Consider the following 25,495-nt stretch of genomic DNA (forward strand, 5'->3'; position numbering starts at 1 on the left):
GGGCCAAGAGACTGGGCCGGTGCCCAGCAGGGCTGCGAGCCCCGCTCCCGTAGGCCGCCAAGGGGTGTCTGCGGGGGGCGTGCGTGGATCCACCCGTCAGCGGGACGTGTGTCGCGGTGCCCTGCCTCCCGGGCCGTCGGTCCTGGAGACCAGCGGTCCGTCCGGGGCGTCCGCACCCGACTCGACCCGTCTCCGCCGAACCGAAGGAGTGTCCGTGAAGAGTCCGAGGCTGCTGTCAGGCCGAGTGTTAGGCCGCGTCCTCCGACGCGTGGACGGCGGTGGTGCCCGTCGTCCGCGCCGATGGCTGGCCGCCACGGCCGCCACGTTGAGCCTGGTCGCCTGGACGCCCCTGCCGAAGGTCGCGACGGCGGCAGCCGATCCGGGGTACCGGGCCACGATCGTGCAGACCGCCTACGGCATCCCGCACATCACCGCCGACGACTTCGGCTCCCTCGGCTTCGGCTACGGGGTCGCCTTCGCCGGTGACGACCTGTGCACCATGGCGGAGGACTACGTCACCGTCGAGGGGCAGCGGTCGCGGTTCTTCGGCCCCGACGGCACCTATACGTCGACCGGCGGCAGTACCGCCGACAACCTGGACAGCGACTTCTTCTGGCAGTCCGTGATCGACAGCCGGGCGGTCCCGAAGCTGCTCGCGGTGCGGTCCGGCCCGAGCGCCGTCCAGCCGGCGCTGCGACAGCTGATCACGGGCTACGTCGACGGCTACAACCACTATCTCGCCTCGGTCGGCGGGTCGGCCGGGGTGCCCGACCCCACCTGCCGGGGAAAGGCGTGGGTGCGGCCGATCACCGAGCTCGACGCCTACCTCCGGATGTACCAGATCGTCGACCTGGAGGGCCAGGCCGCTGACCCCGACGCCATCGCCACGGCCCAGCCGCCCGCCGTCGCGCCGCCTGCTCCCCCGTCGACCACTGCCCCGGCTGCCCCGGCTGCCCCGGCTGCACGTGCCAAGACCATGGCGAGTGCCGCGCCCGGGACGCACGGCCTGCCGACGACAGCTCAACTCAAGGTACTGGCAAGCAGGGTGTCGACCGTCGGCTCGGCAAAGGCGGGCAGCAACGCGATCGCCGTCGGCTCGGCGGGCACCCGGAACCACTCGGGCATGCTGCTCGGCAACCCGCACTTCCCGTGGGACGGCGCGGACCGCTTCTACGAAGTGCAGCTCACCATCCCCGGAGTGATGAACGTCGAGGGCGCGAGCCTCGACGGCCTGCCGCTGGTGGTCATCGGCTTCAACTCCTCCGTGGCGTGGAGCCACACGACCTCGACGTCGTTCCCGTTCACCTTCTACCAACTGGCGCTGCTCCCCGGCCACCCGACCGAGTACGTCTACGACGGGCGGGCACAGGCGATGACACCGCAGGCGGTGACCGTCATGGAACAGTCGCCCCGGGGCGGCCTCCAACCGGTCCGGCGCACCCTGTGGTCCACCCGTTGGGGCCCGGTGACCTCCGACATGTACGGGCAGCCCCTGCCCTGGAGCACCGGGTCGGCATTCGTGCTGGCCGATGCCGATGCCGACAACTTCCGCTTCCTCGACGACGTCCTCGCCACGGACCGGGCCACCTCGACCGCGACCGTGCTCGCGGGCCTCAAGGAGTACCAGGGCATGCCCTGGAGCAACACGGTTGCCGCCGACTCCGCCGGCCACGCCCTCTACGCCGACATCGGGAGCTTTCCCGATGTCACCGACGCGGAGGCCGAACGGTGCGACACCGCGATCGGGGCCGTCGTGTTCCAGCAGGGGGGACCGCCGATCCTCGACGGCTCCCAGCCGTCCTGCGCGTGGGGCAGCGACCCCGACTCTGCGGCGCCCGGCATCTTCGGCGGGAACGAGGAGCCCAGCCTGACTCGCAGCGACTTCGTGGAGAACTCCAACGACAGCTTCTGGCTGAGCAATCCGGCCCAGCCACTGACCGGCTACCCCAGGATCCTGGGCGACACCGACACCGACCGGGGCCTGCGCACCAGGAGCGCGCTCACCATGGTCACGCAGCGGATCAGCGGGACCGACGACCTCGGACCGGCCGGTTTCACCCTCCAGGACATGAAGGACCTGATGTTCTCCGAGATCCAGTACGGCGCCACCCTGGTCAAGCCGCAACTGGTCTCGTTCTGCCGGTCGTTGCCCGGTGGCCTCGCTCCGACCAGTAGCGGTGCGACGGTCCCGGTCGGCGACGCGTGCGATGTGCTGGCCGCGTGGAACGGCCGGGAGGACGTGGGCTCGCGCGGCGACGTACTCTTCCGGGACTTCTGGGAGCGGGCTCTCGCCCTTCCCGAGGGACCGTGGTCGACCCCCTTCGACCCCGCTGACCCGGTCGGCACGCCGAACGGGCTGAACACCGCCGACCACGCGGTGCAGACGGCGTTCGGCGACGCGCTGGCGGATCTGACCGCCGCCCACCTGCCCTACGACGTGACGCTCGGCAGCGTCCAGTACGTCGTGCGCGACGGCGAACGGATCCCGCTGCCCGGCGGTCCCGGCGACCCCGACGGCGAGTTCGACGCGATCTACCAGAACGTCATGACCCAGCCCGGCGCCGACCCGTCCCTCGGTTCGAGCTATCTCCAGGCCGTCACCTGGACACCGGGAAACCCGTGCCCGGACGCCGCCGCGCTGTTGACCTACTCCGAGTCGGACAACCCCGATTCACCGCACCACACGGACCAGACCGTGTTGTTCTCGCAGCAGAAGTGGGCGACCGCCTACTTCTGCCCCGCGCAGGTCGCCGCGCACGCGGTATCGACAACCGTGGTCCACGGCAGCTGAACCCCGGCGGTGGATCGGGAGAGCCCCCGGGCGCCCGGTCCACCGGAGCCGGGCACCCGGAGCCCGCCGCCGGCCCGGCCCACGCGATCACGGATTCGCCGACCGTGAATTCCGTACGCCGTCCGCGCCGGTGCAGCAGTTCGGCTACGTCGCATTCGGTGGCCAGCACCGCAGGACCCCCGTCCCGAAGCCGTTCTGGGCGGTGGAAATGGTCCGGCTCGCAGTTTCGCGGGTGCCCGGAGCAGGTGGGCGGACCCGCCCCGGGCGGGTTGGGCGGTGGGGTCAGCGGGTGTCGGCTGTCTGGGCGGCTGCGGTGGCGGCGGCGATGAGGGCCTCGCCGGTGTAGGCGTGGCCGCCGAGGCCCCAGCCGCCGTCGGGGGCGTTGAGGATGTTGACCCAGGTGTCGTTGCGGTCGTGGCCCGGAGCGGTGAGGGCATCCACGATGTCGGTGGCGGCGGTGATGAACGCGGCGCGGGCCTCCGGGGTCGGCAGGCCGATGTCCGGGAGCTTCAGTTCGACCATGACCACCGGGCGGTTGGTACCGCCGGCGTAGACGTCCTCGGGCGCCAGGAGGTGGACGGTGCCGCCGACGATCGAGGTGAAGAAGCTGTTCCCGGTGAGGCCGGAGGCCTCCAGCAGTGCGGCGGTCAGCTGCGGGAGGATCTGGCGGCTCCCGGTCGCGGTGAGCACGTCGCGCGGGGCGGTGACGGTGATGGGCATGGCTGTCCCCTCTGAGGGATCTAGCTAGTACGTACGTACTAGGTGATGGCTCCAGCCTGCATTAGGATGGCCGTACTAGTCAAGGTGGGAGGCGCGTCGTGCGGACCGATACACGCAGCCGGATGATCGAGGCGACGGTGGAGGCGCTGCAGCGCCGTGGCGTCGCGGGCATGTCCTTCACCGAGGTGCTGCGCAGCAGCGGCGCCGCGCGGGGCGCGATCTACCACCACTTCCCCGGCGGCAAGGCCGAGTTGGTGGCCGAGGCGGCCACCCGCAACGGCGAGGACGTGAGCGGGTTCCTGGCCGCGCTGCCGGCCGACGACCCGCTCGGGGTGGTCGAGGCGTTCCTGGCGCTGGTCCGCCCGGTCGTGGCGGCGTCGGCCGGCGGGGGCGGCTGCGCCGTCGCGGCGGTCACTGTCGGTGGGAACGGGGATGCGGAGGACGACGCGCTGCGCAGCATCGCCGCGTCCGCGTTCGCCGCGTGGGGCGACCGGCTCGCGGAGCGGCTGGTGGCCGCCGGGCTCGCGCCCGAGGAGGCGGCGGACCTGGCCGCGCTGCTGCTGTCGCTGCTGGAGGGTGCGCATGTGCTCTGCCGCGCTGCCGGTGAGCTCGGCCCCTTCGACCGGGCGGCGCGGACGGCGGTCGAGCTGACCCGGGCCCGGTACGGCGGTCGTCGGCGGGACTCGGCCGTCGCCCGTTGAGCTCGGAACGCCGGAAGGAACGGGGCCGGTAGGAACGGGGGTGAAGCGGGCGCATTCGGTCGGCTGCGGTGAACTTTGATCGAGATCGGATACCGATCGCGTAAAGTGCGTTGGCGATTCTCATAGGATGTGGACATACTCGCTGATCATGCGGCCAGTCTCGGACCCACTGAGTGGGTGCGCGCCGCTGACGGCCACTCCCGGGTTGGGAATGGGGCGAATTGTCATTCTCTGGGAGTGTGTATGGGGGTCGGCGACGCTGTGTCCGAAGCGAGCGAGGGCCAGGAGGCGGACAAGTCCGCCGAAATTGTGAAGGATTCGACGGAGTCGATATCTGAGGCCGGTTCTGAAACCCCTTCCGAGGGGAGCGTCGGTACGCCTGCGAAGCCCGATCCTCGACTGGAGCTGATGGCTGACGAGGCCTCGGATGTCGAGGCGGTGAGCGACGTGGTGAGCGACGCCGTGGTGGCGGAGAGCGCTGCGATCGAAGCCCCGGAGGCTGCCCCGGGTGAACCCGTTGCGGTCGAGGCGGCCACGGTCGTCCTGCAGCCGGCGGTCACCGCTGCGGCCGAGCCCGAGCCCGAGCCCGAGCCGCCTGCGCCCGTGCCTGCTGCGCCCGTGCCCGCGCCGCTGCCGCCCGTGTCGCCCGCGCCGCCGTTCGCGGTGCACCCGGCGGGTCCGCCGCCGCAGGGCGGGTATCCGATGGTGCCGCCGCCGCCCGCCGCGTTCCAGCAGCAGTGGGGCGCGGGGATGCAGCCGCCCGCACCGGCCAAGCCGCGCTCGCGCACGACGATGTACGCCTCCCTCGCGGTGGTCGGCTTCCTGGCCATCGTGGCCGGTACGGCGGGCACCGTGGTCGCCGTCGGCAAGCCCGGCGGGAGCTCTGCCCAGGCGGCTTCGGTCCCCAGCGCCCGGGCCACGCACAGCGCGCCCGCCTCGCCGTCGCCGACCGCCGCGCCGACGACGCCCGCGCCGGTCGTGGTGCCGACCGTCGCGCCGTCCCCGACGTCCACCGTCCACGGCTCGGTCGACGGCGACAGTCACACCGGCGACCTGCGCTTCTTCCTGCTGCCGATCCCGGCCGGCGGACAGGTGATCGGTGACGCGGACGGGACGACCGAGAGCGTGTCCACGCTCTCCAAGGAGATGTCCGACCCCAGCCAGGGGCTGGGCGCGCTCAAGAGCTGGAACTGCACCGGCGGTGCGATCCGCGAGTACCGCAGCCCCGACGGGACGCTGACGATCACCACCGAGCTGAAGCACTTCGACAGTGACAGCGACGCCAGCGGCTGGGTGTCCGGGCTGACCTTCGGCCACGCCACGTCCTTCTCCGTCCCCGGCATCGGCGATGCCACCGGATGGGCCTACGACCCGAGCGATCCCACCGGCTACGGCAACATCATCGGCGTCTCGCACGACGGCGATGTGGAGTACGAGATCAACATCAGCGGGACCGGCAAGATCGCCCATTCCCTGCTGCTGCCGCTGATGAAGCGCGAGGAGCAGCTCCTCAGCACCGGTCACTGAGCGTCGCCGCAGGCCGCCACCGGCCCGCCGCGCTCTGCCCGAAGTCCTCACGTCCTCGCTCAACGACGTACCCGTGGAGAAACGTTGACCACCGAAGTAGCCGACGCGACGGCGACCGAGCCGCCGTCGCCGTCGCCCGCAGAGCGGAAGCCGCGACCGCGCGGCCGGACCGCGATCATCATGACGGCCGCCGTGGCCCTGGGCGTGCTCGGCGGCGGCGCCGTCGGCTACGACGTCCAGTACAACCGGACGCCCACGCCGCTGCCGGCGGTCGCGGTGACCCAGCCGCAGTACCCCGTCACCCATGCCGCACAGCCGCCGCTCTCGGCGGCCGACGACGACATGGTGAAGACCGACGGCGATCTGACCAAGTTGCTGCTGCCGGCACCCAGCGGGGCCACCCCGGGCAACCAGGGCGGCTCGATCGTGAGCTACTGGAACCTCGCCCAGTACGCCGAGCAGTTCGTGATTCCGGGCAACGAGTTCTCCCTGCTCGCCGACCACGGCTTCCGCCGTGCCGCGAACGCCAACTGGGAGCAGGGGAACGACCAGTTCTGCATCATCGACCTGGTCCAGTTCAACCACGCCGACGAGGGCGGTGCGCTGCAGCAGATGCAGGCCCTGTCCAGCAGCGCGGCCGCGTGGACCGGCGGCACCGCAGTACTCGTTCCGGGCTCGGACAACAACGTGGTCTTCGCGGGAACGAAGTCGCACACCTCCGGGGCTGCCACCTACTACGAGGGCCGGGCCTACGGGGTCCACGGTGACATCGCGGTGGAGGTGGACTTCCAGTCCGGCAGTCCGGTCAGCGCGCAGACGATGCAGGGCCTTCTCCAGAAGCAGATGGAGCGACTGTGACCACCGACCTGACGAAGACCCAGGACCAGCCGGAGCCGCAGGCCGGGCCGGTCGCCGCAACAGCCACAACAGCCGAGACGGCTGCAGCGCCCGCAGCGCCCGCGCCGGGCACTGAGCCCGCGCCGGACTCAGTGCCCGACCCGGCCGTGTCGGCCGGGTCGGGCAAGGGGCGCTGGATCGCGCTCGGGCTGGTCGGGGTGCTGGTGGCCGTCGCGACCGGCTACGGCATCGGCGAGGCGATCCTCGCCAACGAGAAGGCGCCGGCCGCGCCGGTGGCCGTGAGCGCACCCGTGCCGACACCGCCGGCCATCGGGGTCCGCCCGGACGGCAGCCACTTCGGTCCGCTCAGCGCACTGCTGCTGCCGGTGCCTGCGACCATGAGCCTGGGTTCGGACGACCCGGCCTTCGGCAACGACACCGTGCTCGCCGCCGGGCAGTACCAGGCATTCTTCAACGACGACTTCGCCGATCTCTCCGGCAGCGACCGGAGCCGGCTGGGCGGGCTGCTCGACGTCTCCGGGCTCAACGGCGCCGCGCTGCGGACGTACATGGTGAGCGACCAGATGGAGGCCGAGGTCGGCATGTTCCAGATGACCCGTGACCGGGTCGTCGCCGACAGCGCGCTGCAGCAGGAACTGGTCAACGCCACCGGCGGGTTCGCCGGTTCCGTCGGCGTCACCGGCTTCCCGCAGGCCCACTGCTACCTGCCGCCGCTGCAGCAGGGCTACCGGCTCGACTACATGAACTGCGACGCGGTGATCGGCGACCTGCTGGTGACCATGCACGCGTACGGTGTCGCGCCGCTCGACAGCACGGGTGCCGCCAGTCTCTTCCAGCAGCAGCTCGCCCGTCTCGGAAACTCGGAGTCTCAGACATGAGCGACATGACCAGCCCTCCGCCGGTGCCGCCGCAGCCCCCGCAGGCCGGCCAGGTCCCGCCGGCCCCGCAGCCGGTGCCGGTGCCGCAGCCGGTGCCGGGGCAGGGCTACCCGGGGCAGCCGTACGCACCGCAGCCCGGACAGCCGCAGCCGGGTCCCTTCCCCGTCGGCCAGCCGCAGCCCTGGTACCCGCCCGGTCAGGGTCCGCAGCCCGGACAGCAGCCGGGCCTGCAGCCGGGGCAGCCGCTCTACGCCCAGGCCTGGGGCGTCCCGCAGTATCTCGGCGTGCCGCCCCAGCCGAAGCGCGAGCGGCCCTGGCTGCGGACCCTGCTGCGCTGGTCGGTCGCCGGCGTGGTCTTCCTCGCCGTCGGTTCGCTCACCACGCTCGCGGTCTCGCTGCCCAAGCGCACCGACATGCCCGGACTGAAGACCCCGGGGGACAACCGGTACGTCTTCCCGGCCCTGCAGCTGCCCGAGCTGCCGCCGAACGGGCTCGGCCCGGCCGAGGGCGCTGCGCAGAACGGGACCACGGTCCACCTGGCCGACCTGCGCGGGCTGCTGCTGCCGGCACCGGTCGGCGCCAAGACCGACGCCTCGTACCCGGGTGCGAAGGGCTGGTACCCGCAGGCCGCGTACGCCGCCAAGTTCACCGACGCCACGGAGTTGGCGGCCAAGTTCGCGGACTACGGGCTGCGGCACATCGCGGCGACCGCCTGGACCGGGCCCGACGGCACCCGCACCGAGATCTACCTGCTGGCCTTCCGCTCCTCCAGCTCGGCCTCGGTGCTGTACAACTACGACGTCAGCAGCACCCAGCCGGCGGCCGCGCCGACCGTCATAGCCCAGGACGACGTCACCTTCCCCGCCCTCAACGGCACGTCGGTGACCACGCTGGCGGAGTCGAGCGGTGCGCCCGCGCCGACCGACCTCGCGTTCATGAACAACGGCGACGTCGAGGCCGTGATCCTGATGACCAACGCCAAGGCGATCAACCCGGTCACCTTCAACCAGGTGGTGACCCTCCAGGGCGAACTGCTGCAGGGCTGACCGCGCCTGCGGCGGCGCGGGTGAGGGGCGTCCCCTAGGGGATCTCCTCACCCGCGTACCTCTGAAGTCCGGGCGGAATCGGTGCTCAGAGCCGATGTGCCGGCACCGCTGCCGCCCCTAGAGTCGTCCCGTGTCTGTCATCATCACGGACAACCTCACCAAGAGGTTCCCCCGGGTCACCGCGCTGGATCGACTGACCGTCGATGTGCAGCCCGGAGTGGTCGGCCTGGTCGGAGCGAACGGCGCAGGCAAGTCCACACTCATCAAGATCCTGTTGGGGCTGGCCCCGGCCACCGAGGGAACCGCTCACGTGCTGGGGCTGGACGTGGCGACGCAGGGCGGCGCCATCCGCGAACGCGTCGGCTACATGCCGGAGCACGACACGCTGCCCCCGGACGTCTCGGCCACCGAGTTCGTCGTCCACATGGCCCGGATGTCCGGCCTGCCGGCCGCGGCCGCCCGGGAGCGGACCGCCGACACCCTGCGCCACGTGGGGCTCTACGAGGAGCGCTACCGGCCGATCGGTACCTACTCCACCGGCATGAAGCAGCGGGTGAAGCTGGCGCAGGCCATCGTCCACGACCCGCAGCTGGTCCTGCTGGACGAGCCGACCAACGGCCTCGACCCGGTCGGCCGGGACGAGATGCTGGGGCTGATCCGGCGGATCCACCGCGACTTCGGGATCTCCGTGCTGGTCACCTCGCACCTGCTCGGGGAGCTGGAGCGGACCTGCGAGCACATCGTCGTCATCGACGGGGGACGGCTGCTGCGCTCCTCCTCGACCGCCGACTTCACCGCGGCCACCGCGCTGCTCGCGGTCGAGGTGACGGACCGCCAGTCCGACCTCTCCTTCGACACCGACGTCGCCCTGCGTGAGCTGCTCACCGCCGCCGGGCTGACCGTCACCAGTGACGGCACCCGGGTACTGACCGTGGAGCTGGCCGGGGACGAGACCTACGACCTGATCCGGGACGCCGTCGCCGAGCTCGGCGTCGGCCTGGTGCGGTTGGAGCAGCGCCGCCACCACATCTCCGAGGTCTTCCACGACGAGCAGGACGAACCGGCGGCGGGTGGCGGCACCGGTTCCGACACCGGCACCGGCTCCGCGTCCGAGGAGGCGTCCAGCCATGTCTGACTCCCTGCGCCCCGCGCCCGCACCCGTGCCCGGCGCGCCGGCCGACGTGATCCACGACATCGGCTACCGGCACTACGACGGACCGCGCCTGGGCCGCGGCTACGCCGTGCGCTCGCTCTACGTGCTGACCCTGCGCGGCAGCTTCGGCCTCGGACGGTCCATCAAGTCCAAGGTCCTGCCGATGGGCATGCTGGCGCTGATGTGCCTGCCGGCCGCGATCATCGTCGCGATCGCGGTCTACCTCAAGGCCGGCAAGCTGCCGATCGAGTACCCGCACTACCTGAACGTGATGCAGTTCGTGATCGCGGTCTTCCTGGCCGCGCAGGCGCCGGTGGCGCTCTCCCGCGACCTGCGGTTCATGACCCTGCCGCTGTACTTCTCCCGCCCGCTCACCTCGGGCGACTACGTGCGGGCCAAGTTCGCGGCGATGGCCTCGGCGGTGTTCATCCTCACCGCGCTGCCCGTGCTGATCATGTGGATCGGCTCGCTGCTGGCCTCGATGGACTTCCGCTACAACATCGAGCACCTGGCCTTCGGGCTGTTCGCGGCGCTCCTCTACGCCCTGCTCTACACGGCGATCGGGGCGGTCATCGCCTCGCGGACGTCGAGCCGGGGCTTCGGGGTGGCGGCGATCATCGCGGTGCTGCTGATCTCCGAGGCGATCTCGTTCGTCGTCTTCCACGTGCTGCAGAACCACCAGCACCTCTCCGCCGCCTACTGGGCGAACCTGATCAACCCGGGCGAGCTGGTCGACGCGACCACCACCTGGATGTTCGGCCTGCGGATCGAGGGCCAGTCCTACGTCCCGTCCGACCTCGGCGGCTACGTCTTCCTCGCCGTGATCGTGCTCGCCACCGCCGCCGCCTACGGACTCCTCGTCCGCCGCTACCGGAAGATCTGAGAGGCCACCTGTGACCACCATCAGCATCGACCGGGTCTCCCGCTGGTTCGGGAACGTCGTCGCCGTCAACGACATCAGCATGACCGTGGGGCCCGGCGTCACCGGACTGCTCGGCCCCAACGGGGCCGGCAAGTCCACCCTGATCCACATGATGAGCGGCTTCCTGCCGCCGTCCACCGGACGGGTCGACATCGACGGCACACCGGTCTGGAAGAACCAGGGCGCCTACCGGCAGATCGGCCTCGTGCCCGAGCGCGAGGCCATGTACGACTTCCTCACCGGGCACGAGTTCGTCCTCGCCAACGCCGAGCTGCACGGGCTGGCCGACCCCGGCGCCGCCGCCCAACGGGCGCTCGCCACGGTGGCGATGGAGTACGCCCAGGACCGCACCGTCGGCACCTACTCCAAGGGCATGCGGCAGCGCGTCAAAATGGCCTCGGCGCTGGTCCACGACCCGGCCGTGCTGCTGCTGGACGAGCCCTTCAACGGGATGGACCCGCGGCAGCGGATGCACCTGATGGAGCTGCTGCGCCGGTTCGGCTCCGAGGGCCGGACGGTGCTGTTCTCCTCGCACATCCTGGAGGAGGTCGAACAGCTCGCCCGGCACATCGAGGTGGTCGTCGCCGGACGGCACGCCGCCTCCGGCGACTTCCACAAGATCCGCCGGCTGATGACCAACCGGCCGCACCGCTACCTGGTGCGCTCCAGCGACGACCGGCGGCTGGCGGCGGCGCTGATCGCGGACGCGTCGACGGCCGGCATCGAACTCGACTGGAGCGAGCGAGCCCTGCGGATCCAGGCCATCGACTTCTTCCGCTTCACCGAGCTGCTGCCCAGGGTCGCCAAGGAGGCCGGGATCCGGCTGCTGACCGTGTCGCCCCAGGACGAGTCCCTGGAGAGCGTCTTCTCCTACCTGGTGACGTCGCCATGACCGGGCCCGCAGCACAGACCAGGACCAGCACACCCCGTAAGGATGTGAACCAGTGAACCTCACCGTCGCCCGGCTGACCGTACGCGGCCTGCTCGGCCGCCGCCGCGGCCTGCTGCTGCTCGCGGTGCCCGCGCTGCTGCTGGTCCTGTCGGTGGTCATCCGCCTCGCCGTCGGCCAGGACGAGAGCACCACCGTCAACGTCCTCGGCGGGCTCGGGCTCGGCACGCTGGTGCCGCTGCTCGGACTGATCGCCGGGACCGGTGCCATCGGCCCGGAGATCGACGACGGCTCGATCGTCTACCTGCTGGCCAAGCCCCTGCCGCGCTGGAAGATCGTCACCACCAAGCTCGCGGTCTCCGTCGGCTGCACCGCGGTCTTCGGGGCGATCCCGATGTACATCGCCGGGGTCATCCTCTTCGGCAACTTCGAGCACCTGGCCCTGGCGTACGGGGTCGGCGCGCTCGTCGCCGGGGTCGCCTACAGCTCGATCTTCCTGCTGCTCGGCGTGGTCTCCCGGCACGCGGTGGTGTGGGGCCTGCTGTACTCGCTGGTCTGGGAGAGCGTCTTCGGCGGCCTGGTCCCGGGCGCGAAGACGCTCAGCGTCCAGCAGTGGTCGCTCGCGATCACCCGCACGATCGCCGATCCCGGCGTGGTCACCTCGGCCGTCCACCTGCCGACGGCGGTGCCGCTGCTGCTGGTGGTCATCCTCGGCGGCACGGCGCTGGCCGCCGCTCGGCTGAGCCGGCTCACACTCGCCGGCGAGGAGTAGCGAGCTGTTAGCCCCGAAGGCGGGTCCGCGCGCTGCGCGGACCCGCCTTCGGGGCTACTGCGGTTCTGGCCCGCTGCGGTACCGGGCTACTGCGGTTCGCGGCTACTGCGCCTCGACGGCGCGCAGGGTGACCCGGCGGCCGGCGCCGAGGCCGGCGACCAGGGCCACGGCGCAGCACACCAGCAGCAGCGACAGCGGCAGCGTCCAGCCGTGCGTCGCCTGGTGCAGCGCACCGACGCCCACCGGGCCGCAGGCGGCGATGAAGTAGCCGACCATCTGCGACATGCCGGAGAGCTGCGAGGCCACCGTCGGGCTGCCGGAGCGCAGCACGATCAGCGCCATGGCCAGCCCGAAGCCGCCGCCCATGCCGAGGCCGAGCAGCGTCGCCCAGATCCAGGCGCCGGCCACCGGGGCGACGATCAGTCCGCCGATGCCGACCGCGTAGCAGCCCACCATCAGCACCACGAGCTTGCCCTGACTGCTCGTCCGGCCGGCCGCGAGCGGCACCAGGAAGGCGCCGGCGATCTGCACCAGGTTGCAGAAGGCGAAGATCAGCGCCGCCGTGCCGCGCGACATCCCGTGGTCGTTCAGGACCGTCGGCATCCAGGCGATCAAGGTGTAGGCGAGCAGCGACATGATGCCCATGTAGATGGCGAGCTGCCAGGCCAGCGGGTGCCGCCACATGCCCGGCAGGTGCGCGGTCGCGGGCGTCGGGGCGGACGCCGGAGTCTGCGCCGGAGCCTTCGCCGACTTGGCGCCGACCACCTGCGGCAGCCAGGCCGCCGCCGAGACCAGCGCCAGTACCGACCAGGAGGCCAGCGAGCCCTGCCACCCGCCGAAGGCGTGCTCCATCGGCACGGACAGCGCGGCGGCCAGGGTCGCACCGACGATCATCGACGTGCCGTAGACACCGGTCATCGTCGCCGCGCGGTCCGGGAAGTCCCGCTTCACCAGGCCCGGCATGGTCACGTTGAGCAGCGCGATGGCCGCGCCGATCACCATGCTGCCGGCGAACAGCGCCCAGGAGCCGCTGACGATCCGCAGCCCGACCCCGGCCGCCAGCACCACCAGCGCCAGCAGGACCACCCGCTCCGGACCGAAGCGGCGCACCAGCTTCGGGACGAAGGGCGCGGTCACGCCCATGAACAGCACCGGGAACGTGGTGAGCAGCCCGCCGGCCGTCGAGGAGAGCCCGTAGTGGTTGCTGATGTCGGTCAGCAGCGGCGACACGGCGGAGAGCGCCGCCCGCATGTTGAGCGAGACCAGCAGGATGCCGACCAGCGCGGTGACCGGGTGGGCGGCGATCCGTGCGGGGCGGGAGGGTGAGGTGGTGGGCGCGGCGGTGGGTGCGTCGATCATGCTGTGGGACATGGGGGGTCTTTCCGAGCGTCAGGTGGGGCGGCGGTTCGTGGGGATGAGGCCGGGCCTCAGTCGAGCAGGCGGGCGACGGCGCCCATCGGGTCGGCGATGAGCTGCCGGCTGGCGGCCTCCGCCGCCTCCGGATCGCCGGAGGCGATGGCGTCCACCAGCGCCCGGTGCGAGGCCAGGTCGACCATCGGCATGTCCTGGTCGCCGACGGCGGCGCGCATCGACTCGCGGACGGAGGCGCTGAAGTAGCGGTAGACCTCGGTCAGTGCCGGGTTGTGCGCGGACTCGACCATGGCGGTGTGGAATTCGAGGTCGTGCTCGACAGTGGCCTCTCGGCCGGCCCGCTCGGGCTCGTTCAGCAGGATGTGCTCCTCGGCGTCGAGGGCGGTCCGCATCCGGGCCAGGTCCTCGGGGGTGTGCCGGAGCGCGGCCAGCCGGGCGGCCTCGTTCTCCAGCGCCGCGCGGACCTCCAGCACGTCCCGCACCCCGGAGCGCTGCACCCCGTGCAGCACGGCGGCCGGGTCGCTGGTGGAGCGCACGAAGGTGCCCTCGCCCTGCCGCGACTGCAGCATCCCCGCGTGCACCAGCACCCGCACGGCCTCGCGCACGGTGTTCCGGCCGACCTGGAGCTGCTCGGCGAGCTCGTGCTCGGTCGGGATCCGGTCCCCGACCTGCCAGCTCCCACTGCTGAGCTGGGCCCGCAGCTGCTCGATCGCGGAGTCGACCAGGGAGGTGCGCCCGGCCGCGTGCAGGGGGGTAATGCTGCTCATCGACTGATCCTCCTGTGGCCCGGACATCCGCTTGCCCAGTCATCCTACAACTGTTTCTCCCGGTGCCGTGGCTCGCGGCTGCTGCCGCGACCCGCTACCGGCCCCGTGTGATCGCGTCGTCGACGACAAAACCCTTGGCGGGTCCCTCGGGGATGAGGACGTCGGTGCCGTAGGAGTAGCGGCGCGAGTTGCGGTAGTCGGCGTGCTTGCTGTCGGGCTCGCTGAGGACGGTGACTGTGCCGTCCTCGTCGTAGTCGTCGACGAGGACGTAGACAGGGATGCCCGCGCGGGCGTAGGCGCGCCGCTTGCGGATCCGGTCCCGCTGCCGGTCGCCGTGGCCGGGGGAGACGACCTCGGCGACGAAGGCGACCCCTTCGGCCAGTACTCCGAGGCCACTGGGGTGCGCGATCTCGTCCAGCGCACGCGGGCAGATGAAGAGATCGGGAACGTACGACTTGAAGCCGTGAATGACGTTGATGTCATTGCGGGCTGTCCAGGCGGAGTCCTGAAGATGCCGTAGCAGCGATTCGAGCATCCGGCCGATGAGAATGCCGTGGCGGAGGCGGCCGGTGGGAGACATCTCGATGGACCCCTCGATGATCTCGACGCGGAAGCCCTCAGGAACATCGATGGCTTTCCAGACCTCCCACAGGGCCTCGTCCAGGTCCACAGCGGTCTCCTCGTCGGCGAGCACGGTCATCGTCAAGCACCTCCCTCGTTCAGTGTGGGCAGCGGGGGTCGGGTGACACAAGCCGCACCCGGAAACTACGCCGAGTGATCGCGACTGCGGAGAGAAAGCCTGCCGGTTCACGCGAATGGGTGAAGATACCGGCTAGACCTGCGGAAAGAGGCGTTCCACGACGGCGGCGACGCCGTCCTCGTCGTTGCTGAGGGTGACCTCGTCGGCGGCGGTGAGGAGCGCCGGGTGGGCGTTGGCCATGGCCACGCCGCAGGCGGACCAGCGGAACATCGGCAGGTCGTTGGGCATGTCGCCGAAGGCGATGGTGCGGTCGCGGGTGACGCCGAGGCGGGCGGCGGCCAGTGCCAGCCCCGTGGCCTTCGACAGTCCCAGCGGCAGCACCTCGACGAACTGCGGACCGGAGACGACGACGTCGACCAGCTGGCCGGCGATCTCCCGGGCGGCCTGGGCCAGCTCGTCGTCGCCCAGGGAGGGGTGCTGGAGGAAGAGCCGGGTGATCGGCCGCTGCCAGAAGTCGGCCGGGTCGGCGACGGTGACCGGGTCCCCGACCGCGACCTGGTAGCCGGGGCCGGTCAGCACCTCGCCGTCCAGCCCGTCCTGGCCGACGGCGACGAACAGCGGGCCGAGCTCGGCCTCGATCTTCGCCAGCGCGACCTGGGCCAGCGCGCGGTCCAGGGTGACCGAGGTGAGCTCCTTGTGCGCGCCCGCGTCGTAGACCTGCGCGCCCTGGCCGCACACGGCGAGGCCGGTGTAGCCGATGGCGTCCAGGGTCGGCCTGGTCCAGGACGCCGAGCGTCCGGTGACCACGATGTGCAGCGCCCCGGCGGCGGTCGCCGCCGCCAGCGCCCGCTGCGTGCGCTCCGACACGGTGTGGTCGGAGCGCAGCAGGGTGCCGTCGAGATCGGTTGCGATCAGGTCGAACGGACGCGCGGAGGTGCTCACTTGGCGATGGGCTCCAGCACCGTGCGACCGCCCAGGTACGGGCGCAGCGCCTCGGGCACGGTGACCGAGCCGTCCGCCTGCTGGTGGGTCTCCAGGATCGCCACGATGGTGCGCGGCACCGCGCAGAGCGTGCCGTTGAGCGTCGCCAGCGGCTTGTTGCCGCCCTCGCCGCGCATCCGGATGTCCAGCCGGCGGGCCTGGAACTCGGTGCAGTTGGAGGTCGAGGTGAGCTCGCGGAACTTGCCCTGGGTGGGGATCCACGCCTCGATGTCGAACTTGCGGTACGCGGACGCGCCGAGGTCGCCGGAGGCGACGTCGATCACCCGGTAGGCCAGTTCGAGCTTGTTGAGGAAGTCCTTCTCCCACTGGAGCAGCCGGGCGTGCTCGGCCTCGGCCTCCTCCGGGGCGACGTAGGAGAACATCTCGACCTTGTCGAACTGGTGCACCCGGATGATGCCCCGGGTGTCCTTGCCGTAGGTCCCGGCCTCGCGGCGGAAGCAGGGCGAGAAGCCGGCGTAGCGCAGCGGCAGCTTGTCCGCGTCGATGATCTCGTCCATGTGGTACGCCGCGAGCGGCACCTCGGACGTGCCGACCAGGTAGAAGTCGTCCTGCTCCAGCCGGAAGACGTTCTCGGCGGCCTGGCCGAGGAAGCCGGTGCCCTCCATCGCGCGGGGCTTGACCAGCGCGGGCGTCAGCATCGGGGTGAAGCCGGCCTCGACCGCCTGGGCGATGGCCATGTTGACCAGGGCCAGCTCCAGCAGCGCGCCGATCCCGGTGAGGTAGTAGAAGCGCGAGCCGGAGACCTTGGCGGCGCGCTCGATGTCGATCGCGCCGAGGATCCGCCCCAGCTCGACGTGGTCGCGCGGCTCGAAGCCCTCGGCGGCGAAGTCGCGCGGGGTGCCGATGTGCTCCAGGGTGACGAAGTCCTCCTCGCCGCCGATCGGGGCGTCGGGGTGGAGCAGGTTGGCCAGCTGCCCGAGCAGGCGCTGCGCCTCGGCGTCGGCCTCGGACTGCTCGGCGTTGGCGGCCTTCACCTCGGCGGCGAGCACGGCGGTGCGCTTGAGCAGCTCCGCCTTCTCCTCGCCCTGGGCCTTGGGGATCAGCTTGCCCAGCTGCTTCTGCTCGTTGCGCAGTTCGTCGAAGCGGGATCCGGACGACCTGCGGCGTTCGTCGGCACTGAGGAGAGCGTCGACAAGGCCGACGTCCTCTCCTCGGGCACGCTGCGAAGCGCGCACACGGTCGGGGTCCTCACGAAGCAGGCGAAGGTCAATCACAGGGCGAGCCTACCGGTCGGGGGAGGCTGCGTGCCGCTGCATTCCGGTGCGTGGCGGCCCGGTGCCGGACGGTGGCGGATCCGGTGGCAATTCCGGCTTTCTCCGTGATGATCGCTTCTTGTCATCCTCTGTCCCATTTTGGCGGGCATAAGCGCGCTTGTCGGCTCTGGGGTGCTCCGGGAATCCCTGGGGATAACTCGACCCGCCCTGTGGATATCTCGCAGTGGCCTGGGGGTTCATCTCTTTGTCCACAGTTCCCCGGATCGGGCTGTGGACATCGGGGTTCGGGGCCCCCGGGTGGCTCGGAACCCTCCCGGCGTCCGCCAAACCTCGTGCTTACACACGTTTGCGTGACTTTTGATGGCCGATCGGCTTCCTCGGGGTAAACGACCGGACGGCAGGGGCATTTGTCCGGTTTGAATCCGCTGGGCCGAGTTCGTGATCATGGCGTCACGGGAAGGCGATCTGTCGACACATCCCCAGCCTGTGGATAACTGGGCGGTGGACTCTCTCGGGTTGCCTGGGGAAAACTCTCTCAGTCGACACTCAGGAATGTAGGCACGCAGTGATCGAAAACGCTCAAAGATGATCGCTCACTGCTCACCGCGGCCGTCGAGGCAGCGCGAGAGCCAGTCTGCGGCCTCGTTGAACTCGGCGTCCGAGGTACCCGGCCTGACCATCGGCGGCTGCTCGTCCGCACGCGGATAGGAGCCCAGGAAGCGCACCTGCGGGCAGATCCGGTGCAGTCCCATCAGCGCCTCGCTCACCCGGCGGTCGGTGATGTGCCCCTCGGCGTCGACCGAGAAGCAGTACTGGCCCAGGCCGCCGCCGGTGGGGCGGGACTCGATGCGCATCAGGTTCACCCCGCGCACGGCGAACTCCTGCAGCAGCTCCAGCAGTGCGCCCGGGTGGTCGTGGGCCAGCCAGAACACCGCGGAGGTCTTGTCCGCCCCGGTCGGCGCCGAGGTCCGCCCCGGCCGGCCGACCAGGACGAAGCGGGTGGTCGCGCTGGAAGCGTCGTGGATGTCGGTCGCCAGCGGCTCCAGCCCGTACAGCGCCGCCGCGAACTCCCCGGCGAAGGCCCCGTCGAACTTCCCCTCCTGCACCAGCCGGGCGCCCTCCGCATTGGACGAGGCCGACTCCCAGCGCGCGTCCGGCAGGTTCGCCGCCAGCCAGCGACGCACCTGCGGCTGCGCCACCGGGTGGCCGGTCACCGTCTGCACGCCGGCCAGTTCCGTCCCCGGGCGCACCAGCAGGGCGAAGGCGATCGGCAGCAGCACCTCGCGGTAGATCATCAGCGGCTTGCCGGTCGCCAGCTCGTCCAGGGTCGCGGTGACGCCGCCCTCCACCGAGTTCTCGATCGGCACCAGCGCCGCCGCCGCCTCGCCGTTGCGCACCGCGTCCAGCGCCGCCGCCACCGACACCGAGGGCACCAGCTCCCGGGTCGCCGCCTCGGGCAGCGTCCGCAGCGCGGCCTCGGTGAACGTCCCCACGGGGCCGAGATACGTGTAGCGATGGGCGGACAAGAGGGCCTCCGGGACCGGAACCGTGCACAACTGGTCCGGAACAACGTTAGTCACTCCGTCCCGCCCGGGTGACCACGTCCCGGTGCGTGGACGTCCCGGTGCGTGGACGGCAGCGGCCCGCCGGGGTCAGCGCGGGCGGTCACCGGTGATGGTGACGCGCTCCATCACCCGGGGCGCGGGGAAGTAGTCGGAGACCGCGTAGTGCTGGGTGATCCGGTTGTCCCAGAAGGCGACCGAGCCCGGGGCCCAGCGGAAGCGGCACTGGTACTCCGGGTGGGCGGCCTGGGCCTGGAGCAGGTCGAGCAGCTCGGCGCTCTCGCCCTCCGGCAGGCCGACGATGCGGTCGGTGAAGACCCGGTTGACGTAGATCAGTTCGCGTCCGGTCTCCGGGTGGGTGCGGACCACCGGGTGCTCGACCGGCGGATGGAGCGCGCGTTGCCGCTCGCGCTCGGCCGGGGGCATCAGCAGGCCGAAGCTGCGGAGGAAGTCGTGCACCGCCCGCAGTCCCGCGAGCCGCTCCCTGACCCGCTCCGGCAGCCCGTCGTACGCCGCCGCCATGTCCGCCCACAGGGTGTCGCCGCCCACCTCGGGCAGTTCCACGGCGCGCAGCACCGAGCCCAGCGGCGGGGCCGGGGCGAAGGAGACGTCGCTGTGCCAGACGTTCTCCACGCCCGGCTGCGCCTCGTCGTGGGCCAGCCGGACCACCTCGGGCAGGGCGGCCTTGGGCAGGAAGGGGTGGACCTCCGGCACGCCCCAGTGCCGGGCGAAGGCGGTGTGGGAGGCCGCGTCGAGCCGCTGCTCCCGGAAGAACAGCACCTTCCACTCCAGCAGCGCCCGCTTCAGCTCCGCCAGCACCTCCGGCGCGAGCGGGGCGGCCAGGTCGACCCCCTCGACCTCGGCGCCGATCGTCGGCGAGTACGGGGTCAGCGCGAACCGCCGGTACGGGCGCAGCGCCGTGTCGTCGGCCGTCCGGCGCAGCACCCGGGCGGCGACGGAGGGGCGGACGGGGCGTCCTGGTGCGGCGGTGCTCATGGCGGTGCCTCCCGCTCGGTTCGGCCGTGCGATGCCGGATGACGAGGACATCGTGCGACCGGGAGCGTGAGGACGCCAGAGCCGTGCCCGCCCGGGGTGGAGCTCCGTCCGTCCCCTGCCGTCCGTCCCGCCGTCAGGACTCCAGCAGTGCCTGCCCGACATAGCCGTCCGGACCGCTCGCGCCGCCCGGGACCGCGAACAGGCCGCTGGACTCGTGCGCGATGAACGTCGACAGCGCGTCGCCGCGCGAGAGCTTGCGCTGGACCGGGACGAAACCGGTGAGCGGGTCCGACTGGAAGGCCACGAAGAGCAGCCCGGCGTCGGGCGAGCCGTCCGGGCGGAAGCCGTCCGCGTAGGAGTAGCCCCGGCGCAGCATCGCCGCACCCTGGTTGGACTGGGCGGCGGCGACCCGGATGTGGGCGTCGCCCGGGATCGCCAGCGAGCCGTCGGCGCCGAACTTGTCCAGGTCGACCGGGGTGGTCTCGGTCCCTCCGGACAGCGGCGCGCCGGAGGCCTTGTGACGGCCGATCACCCGCTCCTGGACAGTGAGCGACTGCTGCTCCCAGCTGTCGAGCAGCATCCGGATCCGGCGGAAGACGACGTAGCTGCCGCCCGCCATCCACGCCGGTCCGCCGCCGCCCTGCGCCGGGACGAAGATCTCGGAGTCGAAGGCGGCGTCGGTGGGCTTGGGGTTGTTGGTGCCGTCGATCTGGCCCATCAGGTTGCGCCCGGTGTGCGGCTGCGCGGTCGCCCCGGGGGAGCGGCTGAAGCCGTTCATCTGCCAGCGGACCCCGGCCGCTCCGGCCGCGAGCCGCTGGAGCGTGCGGACGGCGTGGAAGGCCACCAGGCCGTCGTCGGCGCAGACCTGCACCCACAGGTCGCCGTCGCAGTCGGCCCGGACCAGCGCGTCCGAGGCGAACACCGGCAGCGGCGCGAGCTGCTCTGGCAGCCGGTCGGCCAGCCCGGCCTTGGCGAAGACCGAGGCCCCGAGGCCGAAGGTGACCGTCAGCGAGCTGGGCCCGGCGTCCAGCGCGACGTCGGTGTCGGTCACGCCGGGGGGTGTGCGGCCCTCGGCCATCGCCGCTGCCGCCGCCGACCAGCGCTTCAGCAGCGAGGTCAGCCCGGCCCGGCCGGTGCCCGCCGTCAGGTCGAAGGCGGTGGCGTACATCCGGGCCTGCATCGGCTGGACGATGCCGGCCTGGTGCGTCCCGAAGAACGGCACGCTGTCCGCGCCGAGCGCGGTCAGCGGTTCGGCAGCCGCCGCCCCGCCGCCCGGAGCGGACGCGGAGGTGTGCGCCCCGTAGCCGGCGGCGGCGCCGACGGCGAGCCCGACCGCGCCGCCGGCCCCGGCGGTCGCCAGCAGGCGCCGCCGGGTGACGGTGGGCCGGGGCTCGCTGCTCCCGTTGCTCTGCTGCTCGGTCACGGTGCTGCGGTCCTGGTTCCGGTGCTGCTGCTGTCGGTTCTGCTGCGGCATGGCTCAGCCCACCTGGATCGTGGTGGAGACGGTGGTCTCGTCGATGGCGTCCGAGCGGATGCTCACGGCCATCAACCAGCTCCCCTGGAGCGGGAGTTCGAGGTTGGCGGCGGCCCAGTGGCCGACGTCGACGTGGTCCAGGGAGACCGGGAGCGGACCCAGCTGCTTGGCCGCGAGCGAGAGCGAGACGTCCAGCTCGGGGACGTCGACCGGCTGGCCCTTGCTGTCGAAGACATAGGCGTGCAGCGTGTTCAGCCCGGTCCGGGCCGGGTCGATCTCGATGTTGACCTTGCCCACCGCGTTGTCGCCGGAGCCGCCGGTGTTGAACGGCAGGGTGACGTTGACCGGCAGGTTCTGGGTCGCGGCGAAGGCGGCCTTCTGCTCGGTGACCGCCCGCCCGGGGGCGGAGTTGGTGAGCAGGGTGGTCACGATCAGCACGACCACCGCGAAGCTCACCTCCAGCAGCACGGAGCGCAGCAGCATGCCGCGCGCCGGGCTCGCGTCCCGTGCCCGCCGGTCGACCACCCCGGCCCGCAGCGCCTGCTGTCGGGCGAGCTGCGCCCGGCGCACCGGGTCGTCGGACTGCTCGGTGTCGGGCTGCTCCGCGTCGGCCGACTCGGTGCCGGCCGGCTCGGCACCGGCGGCTTCGTCACCGGCGGGCGTCACGGCGGCGGCCGGAGCCGGCTGGTCGCGCAGCACGGCCGTCCAGCGGCGGGACATCCACGCGGCGGCGAGCATCACCAGCACCGCGCCGATCTTCACCAGCAGCAGTTGCCCGTAGGTCGTGGAGACCAGCGCGCCCCAGCTGCCCAGGCCGCGCCAGGCCTGGTAGACCCCGGTGCCGACGAGCGCGGCGACGGAGCACATGGCGATCGTCGAGAACCGGGCGACCTGGACCGCGCCGATGCCGCCGTCCGCCTCCGAGCGGCGGAGGCCCACCAGGACGGTGGCCAGTCCACCGAGCCAGCAGGCCATGGAGAGGATGTGCACCATGTCCAGCGGGACGGCGAGGGCGACCTGCATGCCGACCGAGGCGTGGTCGCCGAGGGCCCAGGTGCAGGCGAGGGCGACGGCGAGGACGGCCCAGGCCACGCCGAGCACGACCCGCACCCGGAGCTCCTGCCGGGGGCCGGTTCCGGCGCCCTCGGCCCGGTCCGGGTCCGCCTCCGGGGCCGGGGCCTCGGCGGCCGGCTCGGCGCCGATGCCGGCCTGGCCGGCCAGCACGGCCAGGAACACCCCGACGGCCGCCAGCAGCAGGACCCGGACCACCAACAGCGTGCCCAGCCGCTCGCCCAGGCTCTGCTGGATCAGCGACAGATCGAAGACCCCGCCGAGGCCGCCGGCCTGGGCATAGGGTCCGCGCAGCAGCAGTTCGGCGACGGTGGAGAGCAGCAGCGCCACCCAGCCGCCGAGCATCAGCCGCTGGACCGAGCGCAGCCGCACGCCGCGCGGCCAGCAGCGCAGCACCAGCACCACCGAGCCGATCAGCAGCGCGTACGCGCCGTACTGGACGCTGCGGCTGCCGCCGTAGAGCGCGCCGACCAGCGCGTTGCCCTTGGGCGCCTGCTCCCCCGCGACACTGGTGGTGGCGGAGGCGTGGCCGTAGGAGAAGGTGAACGCCCCGGACACCGGGTGGGTGTCGGCGGAGATCGCCCGCCAGGCCACGGTGTAGGTGCCCTCGGCCAGTCCGCTGCCGAGCTGCACCTGGGCGGTGGTGTCGTCGTTCCCGGCATGGCCGGTGGAGCCACTGGTGACCTGCTTGCCGCTGGGGTCGAACACCCGCAGGTCGTCGGGGGAGAGCGTGACCTGCTCGCTGAAGTGGAGGGTCACCTCGGTGGGCGCGGTCTGCACGACCGTTCCCTCGGCCGGGTCGGTCGACAGCAGCGCGGCGTGGGCGGAGGCGGCGGTGGCCCCGGCGAGCATCAGCGCGAACAGCGTGGCGAGCGCGCCGAGCAGCGCGCCGATCCGGCGGTGCAGCGGCCGGACGGTCCGGCCCGGGGAGGTGCCGGACGGGTTCCTGCGGCGGGTGGGGGCAGTGGGCGTCGGCATCATCAACTCGCGGGCTGGTAGGTCAGCGGCTGGACGGTGGCCTGGACGGTGATCGTGCCGGCCTGCCGGAAGGTCAGCAGCAGCTCGATCCGGTGCCCGAGCACCGGCGCCGGGGACAGGCCCATGAGCATGACGTGCTTGCCGTCGCGGGCGAACAGCGCCGAGCCGTGCGCCGGGACGGTGACGCCGCCGGTGATCGCGCTCATCGAGGTGGCCGTGGACTGGTCCATCTCGGCGCTCTGCGCGGTCGGGGCGCTGACGCTCAGCAGCTGGTCGGCGGTGCCGCCGCTGTTGTTGATGTCGAAGTAGGCCACGGCCATGTCGGGCGAGGCGGGCATCGGCACGTAGGCGCCGGTCACCGCGATCTTCGCGGGCGAGGCGGGCCCCGCCCCGGCCGCGCCCTGGTGGTCGGTCCCGGCGCAGGCGGCCAGCCCGAGCCCGAGCGCCGCCGCGACGGCTGCGCAGGCCACCGCGGTCCGCCTCACGAGGACACGCTCCGGATCATCAGCGGCAGGTCGTGGGCGAAGTCCTGCCACGGCACGCCGCTGGTGTACAGCACATGGGCCTTGTTGTCGGAGGGGAAGAAGCCCAGCACCTCGGCCCCGTGCACCGGCTCCTGGCCGGCCTTGGGCGCGGCCACGTAGACGCCGACCGACTGCGCGGCCTTGATGATCGTGTTGATGTCGCCGGTCAGCCCGATGAACTTCGGGTTGAAGGAGTTGAGCCAGGTCTGGATGGTGCTCGGGGTGTCCACGGTCGGGTCGGTGCTGATGAAGACCACGTCGATCTGCTGCTGCTGGGCCGCGGGCAGCTTGGACAGGGCGACGGCGATGTCGCCCATGGTGGTCGGGCAGACGTCGGGGCAGTGGGTGTAGCCGAAGTACAGCAGCATCGCCCGGCCGGCCGTGCGCTGCACCAGGTCGTAGGGCTTGCCGCTGGTGTCGGTGAGCGTGACGTCGGGCTTGTCGAAGGTCCGGGGCAGCAGCACGCCCTGGTACGGCGAGGCGGCGCCGCCGTTGTCGCTGACGGCGGACTGGGCGTTGCTGCCGGAGCCGGAACCGGAGCTGCCGCAGGCGGTGAGCAGCAGGCCGGCGCCGACGGCGAGGGCGCCGCCGAACAGGGTGCGCCGGGAGAGCGGGTGGGAGGTGCGGTCGGACATGTCGTGGGTCCGTTCTTTCGGACGAATGCGGGTGCCGGGGCCGGGAGGGCCGATGAGGGGGGCGCGGGGCGGGCTGCCGGACGCGGTTGCGCCGGGCAGCCCGCCCCGCGCGCGGTCACACGTCGGTACGGCTGCGTCCCGGCGTCCCGGCGGCCGCGCTGCCGCCGCGCCGCCAGCCGAGGAAGCCGAAGGCGATGCCGAGCAGACCGACGACCACGCCGACCCCGCCGAGGACCCGGGCCAGGGTGTCCGAGTCGGAACCGGTGGCGGCCGAGGCAGTGGTGGTGGCCTTGGGCGCGGCGGGCGCGCTGCTGCTGCTCGCGGCGGCGTCGGTGAGGGTGAGCACCGGCGCCGGGTTGGCCGGCTCGGGCTGCCCGGGCTCCTCGTTCTGGATCCAGCGGACCACCGAGCCGTCGCTGTAGGTCTGCAGCGCCTTGAAGGTCAGGGCGTCGGTGTTGCTCGGCAGCTGCCCCATGTCCACGGTGAAGTCCTGGTAGTAGCCGGGCTCGATGGCCCCGCCGGTCCAGGTGATGGACGAGACCGCATCGGTGATCGAACCGTCGTCGGTGACGATCGGGGTGGCCAGCTTGACGTTGGTGATGGTGGCCTTCCAGCCGGGCGTGGGCGCGACCAGCACCGAGGCGATCGGGGTCGCGGTCGGGAAGTAGACCTGGACCTCGGTGGTCGAGGCGTTGTCCTTCTCGTTCGGCACCCGGAAGGAGAAGGTCTGGTCGGACGCGCCCTTGGCGGCGGTCGAGGGCTGGACGGTCACGTGGGCCGAGGCGGGTCCGGCGATCAGCAGGACACCGGCCGCCGCGAGCGCGGCGACGGTGCCGGTACGGCGCTTGACGGCTGTGGTCGTACGCATGGTTCAGGGCTCCAGGAGTGAGGAGTGCGAAGTACTGCGGGCAGGTGGGGGCATGCGGCCCGACCCGCCCCTCCGC

Annotated in this window: 23 protein-coding genes; 10 read left to right on the plus strand and 13 right to left on the minus strand. The window is 72.0% G+C overall.

The genetic code is table 11. The annotated features are described in order from the left end of the window. Positions 1 to 268 precede the first annotated feature (268 nt). Positions 269 to 2,791, plus strand: a complete 2,523-nt coding sequence (locus BS75_RS21695) for a penicillin acylase family protein (protein WP_034089450.1) — start codon at positions 269 to 271, stop codon at positions 2,789 to 2,791. 282 nt (positions 2,792 to 3,073) lie between these two features. Here BS75_RS21695 and BS75_RS21700 read toward each other — a convergent pair whose 3' ends face one another. Continuing rightward, positions 3,074 to 3,511, minus strand: coding sequence for a tautomerase family protein (locus tag BS75_RS21700; protein ID WP_034089451.1), 438 nt, complete (start codon positions 3,509 to 3,511; stop codon positions 3,074 to 3,076). Positions 3,512 to 3,609: 98 nt separating this feature from the next. Between BS75_RS21700 and BS75_RS21705 the strand changes: the two genes are divergently transcribed. The 9 genes from BS75_RS21705 (at position 3,610) to BS75_RS21745 (ending at position 12,257) form a co-directional block, all read left to right on the plus strand. After that, positions 3,610 to 4,212 (plus strand): TetR/AcrR family transcriptional regulator, encoded by a 603-nt coding sequence (locus BS75_RS21705; RefSeq protein WP_169790778.1) that lies wholly within the window; start codon positions 3,610 to 3,612, stop codon positions 4,210 to 4,212. Positions 4,213 to 4,620: 408 nt separating this feature from the next. After that, the gene (locus tag BS75_RS21710) at positions 4,621 to 5,739 is read left to right on the plus strand and encodes a hypothetical protein (RefSeq protein WP_034089452.1); all 1,119 of its coding nucleotides are present in this window, start codon (positions 4,621 to 4,623) and stop codon (positions 5,737 to 5,739) included. A gap of 84 nt (positions 5,740 to 5,823) precedes the next feature. Next, complete coding sequence (locus BS75_RS44620) at positions 5,824 to 6,597, plus strand: hypothetical protein (protein WP_052069595.1); 774 nt, start codon at positions 5,824 to 5,826, stop codon at positions 6,595 to 6,597. Further along, the gene (locus tag BS75_RS21720; protein ID WP_034089453.1) at positions 6,594 to 7,475 is read left to right on the plus strand and encodes a hypothetical protein; all 882 of its coding nucleotides are present in this window, start codon (positions 6,594 to 6,596) and stop codon (positions 7,473 to 7,475) included. The genes BS75_RS44620 and BS75_RS21720 overlap by 4 nt, the downstream gene beginning before the upstream one ends. Further along, complete coding sequence (locus BS75_RS44625; protein WP_052069596.1) at positions 7,472 to 8,521, plus strand: hypothetical protein; 1,050 nt, start codon at positions 7,472 to 7,474, stop codon at positions 8,519 to 8,521. Before BS75_RS21720 ends, BS75_RS44625 begins: the two co-directional genes overlap by 4 nt. Before the next feature lie 130 nt (positions 8,522 to 8,651). Further along, a complete protein-coding gene (locus BS75_RS21730) occupies positions 8,652 to 9,656 on the plus strand; it encodes an ABC transporter ATP-binding protein (protein WP_034089454.1) in 1,005 nt (334 codons plus the stop codon). Then, on the plus strand, positions 9,649 to 10,557 hold the full coding sequence (locus BS75_RS21735) for an ABC transporter permease (RefSeq protein WP_034089455.1): 909 nt from the start codon (positions 9,649 to 9,651) through the stop codon (positions 10,555 to 10,557). Before BS75_RS21730 ends, BS75_RS21735 begins: the two co-directional genes overlap by 8 nt. A gap of 10 nt (positions 10,558 to 10,567) precedes the next feature. Then, positions 10,568 to 11,488 (plus strand): ABC transporter ATP-binding protein, encoded by a 921-nt coding sequence (locus tag BS75_RS21740; RefSeq protein ID WP_034089456.1) that lies wholly within the window; start codon positions 10,568 to 10,570, stop codon positions 11,486 to 11,488. A gap of 52 nt (positions 11,489 to 11,540) precedes the next feature. After that, positions 11,541 to 12,257 (plus strand): ABC transporter permease subunit, encoded by a 717-nt coding sequence (locus BS75_RS21745; RefSeq protein ID WP_034089457.1) that lies wholly within the window; start codon positions 11,541 to 11,543, stop codon positions 12,255 to 12,257. A 102-nt stretch (positions 12,258 to 12,359) separates the two neighbouring features. Here BS75_RS21745 and BS75_RS21750 read toward each other — a convergent pair whose 3' ends face one another. The 12 genes from BS75_RS21750 to BS75_RS21805 all read right to left on the minus strand — a co-directional run bounded on the left by BS75_RS21750 (position 12,360) and on the right by BS75_RS21805 (position 25,419). Continuing rightward, positions 12,360 to 13,628, minus strand: coding sequence for a CynX/NimT family MFS transporter (locus BS75_RS21750; protein ID WP_034089458.1), 1,269 nt, complete (start codon positions 13,626 to 13,628; stop codon positions 12,360 to 12,362). Positions 13,629 to 13,684: 56 nt separating this feature from the next. After that, positions 13,685 to 14,395 carry a FadR/GntR family transcriptional regulator gene (locus BS75_RS21755; RefSeq protein WP_034089459.1) on the minus strand — a complete coding sequence of 237 codons (711 nt, stop codon included), beginning with the start codon at positions 14,393 to 14,395 and terminating at the stop codon, positions 13,685 to 13,687. Positions 14,396 to 14,489: 94 nt separating this feature from the next. Continuing rightward, a complete protein-coding gene (locus BS75_RS21760) occupies positions 14,490 to 15,095 on the minus strand; it encodes a Uma2 family endonuclease (RefSeq protein WP_034089460.1) in 606 nt (201 codons plus the stop codon). Positions 15,096 to 15,227: 132 nt separating this feature from the next. Continuing rightward, positions 15,228 to 16,037: an HAD family hydrolase gene (locus BS75_RS21765; RefSeq protein WP_034089461.1), complete on the minus strand. Its 810-nt coding sequence runs from the start codon at positions 16,035 to 16,037 to the stop codon at positions 15,228 to 15,230. Further along, complete coding sequence (gene serS, locus BS75_RS21770; protein WP_081982499.1) at positions 16,034 to 17,311, minus strand: serine--tRNA ligase; 1,278 nt, start codon at positions 17,309 to 17,311, stop codon at positions 16,034 to 16,036. Before serS ends, BS75_RS21765 begins: the two co-directional genes overlap by 4 nt. A gap of 593 nt (positions 17,312 to 17,904) precedes the next feature. Beyond that, a complete protein-coding gene (gene pheA / locus BS75_RS21775; RefSeq protein WP_034089463.1) occupies positions 17,905 to 18,837 on the minus strand; it encodes a prephenate dehydratase in 933 nt (310 codons plus the stop codon). A gap of 126 nt (positions 18,838 to 18,963) precedes the next feature. Continuing rightward, positions 18,964 to 19,869 (minus strand): TauD/TfdA dioxygenase family protein, encoded by a 906-nt coding sequence (locus tag BS75_RS21780; protein WP_034089464.1) that lies wholly within the window; start codon positions 19,867 to 19,869, stop codon positions 18,964 to 18,966. A 133-nt stretch (positions 19,870 to 20,002) separates the two neighbouring features. After that, positions 20,003 to 21,343 (minus strand): iron uptake transporter deferrochelatase/peroxidase subunit, encoded by a 1,341-nt coding sequence (gene efeB, locus BS75_RS21785; RefSeq protein WP_081982500.1) that lies wholly within the window; start codon positions 21,341 to 21,343, stop codon positions 20,003 to 20,005. Positions 21,344 to 21,346: 3 nt separating this feature from the next. Next, complete coding sequence (locus BS75_RS21790; protein WP_052069597.1) at positions 21,347 to 23,392, minus strand: copper resistance CopC/CopD family protein; 2,046 nt, start codon at positions 23,390 to 23,392, stop codon at positions 21,347 to 21,349. 2 nt (positions 23,393 to 23,394) lie between these two features. After that, on the minus strand, positions 23,395 to 23,877 hold the full coding sequence (locus BS75_RS21795) for a copper chaperone PCu(A)C (RefSeq protein WP_052069598.1): 483 nt from the start codon (positions 23,875 to 23,877) through the stop codon (positions 23,395 to 23,397). Then, positions 23,874 to 24,551: an SCO family protein gene (locus BS75_RS21800; RefSeq protein ID WP_042437742.1), complete on the minus strand. Its 678-nt coding sequence runs from the start codon at positions 24,549 to 24,551 to the stop codon at positions 23,874 to 23,876. The genes BS75_RS21795 and BS75_RS21800 overlap by 4 nt, the downstream gene beginning before the upstream one ends. A gap of 115 nt (positions 24,552 to 24,666) precedes the next feature. Next, the gene (locus tag BS75_RS21805) at positions 24,667 to 25,419 is read right to left on the minus strand and encodes a YcnI family copper-binding membrane protein (protein ID WP_063771477.1); all 753 of its coding nucleotides are present in this window, start codon (positions 25,417 to 25,419) and stop codon (positions 24,667 to 24,669) included. Between the last annotated feature and the right edge of the window lie 76 nt (positions 25,420 to 25,495).

Origin of the sequence: Streptacidiphilus albus JL83 (assembly GCF_000744705.1) — a bacterium.
Classification (GTDB): Bacteria; Actinomycetota; Actinomycetes; order Streptomycetales; family Streptomycetaceae; genus Streptacidiphilus; species Streptacidiphilus albus.

Excerpts from the sequence above, each read along its gene's own strand:
- BS75_RS21700 (WP_034089451.1), bottom strand. The coding sequence starts at position 3,511 with ATGCCCATCACCGTCACCGCCCCGCGCGACGTGCTCACCGCGACCGGG.
- BS75_RS21710 (WP_034089452.1), top strand. The coding sequence starts at position 4,621 with ATGGCTGACGAGGCCTCGGATGTCGAGGCGGTGAGCGACGTGGTGAGC.
- BS75_RS44625 (WP_052069596.1), top strand. The coding sequence starts at position 7,472 with ATGAGCGACATGACCAGCCCTCCGCCGGTGCCGCCGCAGCCCCCGCAG.
- BS75_RS21735 (WP_034089455.1), top strand. The coding sequence starts at position 9,649 with ATGTCTGACTCCCTGCGCCCCGCGCCCGCACCCGTGCCCGGCGCGCCG.
- BS75_RS21750 (WP_034089458.1), bottom strand. The coding sequence starts at position 13,628 with ATGTCCCACAGCATGATCGACGCACCCACCGCCGCGCCCACCACCTCA.
- BS75_RS21755 (WP_034089459.1), bottom strand. The coding sequence starts at position 14,395 with ATGAGCAGCATTACCCCCCTGCACGCGGCCGGGCGCACCTCCCTGGTC.
- BS75_RS21760 (WP_034089460.1), bottom strand. The coding sequence starts at position 15,095 with ATGACCGTGCTCGCCGACGAGGAGACCGCTGTGGACCTGGACGAGGCC.
- BS75_RS21780 (WP_034089464.1), bottom strand. The coding sequence starts at position 19,869 with ATGAGCACCGCCGCACCAGGACGCCCCGTCCGCCCCTCCGTCGCCGCC.
- efeB (WP_081982500.1), bottom strand. The coding sequence starts at position 21,343 with ATGCCGCAGCAGAACCGACAGCAGCAGCACCGGAACCAGGACCGCAGC.
- BS75_RS21790 (WP_052069597.1), bottom strand. The coding sequence starts at position 23,392 with ATGCCGACGCCCACTGCCCCCACCCGCCGCAGGAACCCGTCCGGCACC.
- BS75_RS21800 (WP_042437742.1), bottom strand. The coding sequence starts at position 24,551 with ATGTCCGACCGCACCTCCCACCCGCTCTCCCGGCGCACCCTGTTCGGC.
- BS75_RS21805 (WP_063771477.1), bottom strand. The coding sequence starts at position 25,419 with ATGCGTACGACCACAGCCGTCAAGCGCCGTACCGGCACCGTCGCCGCG.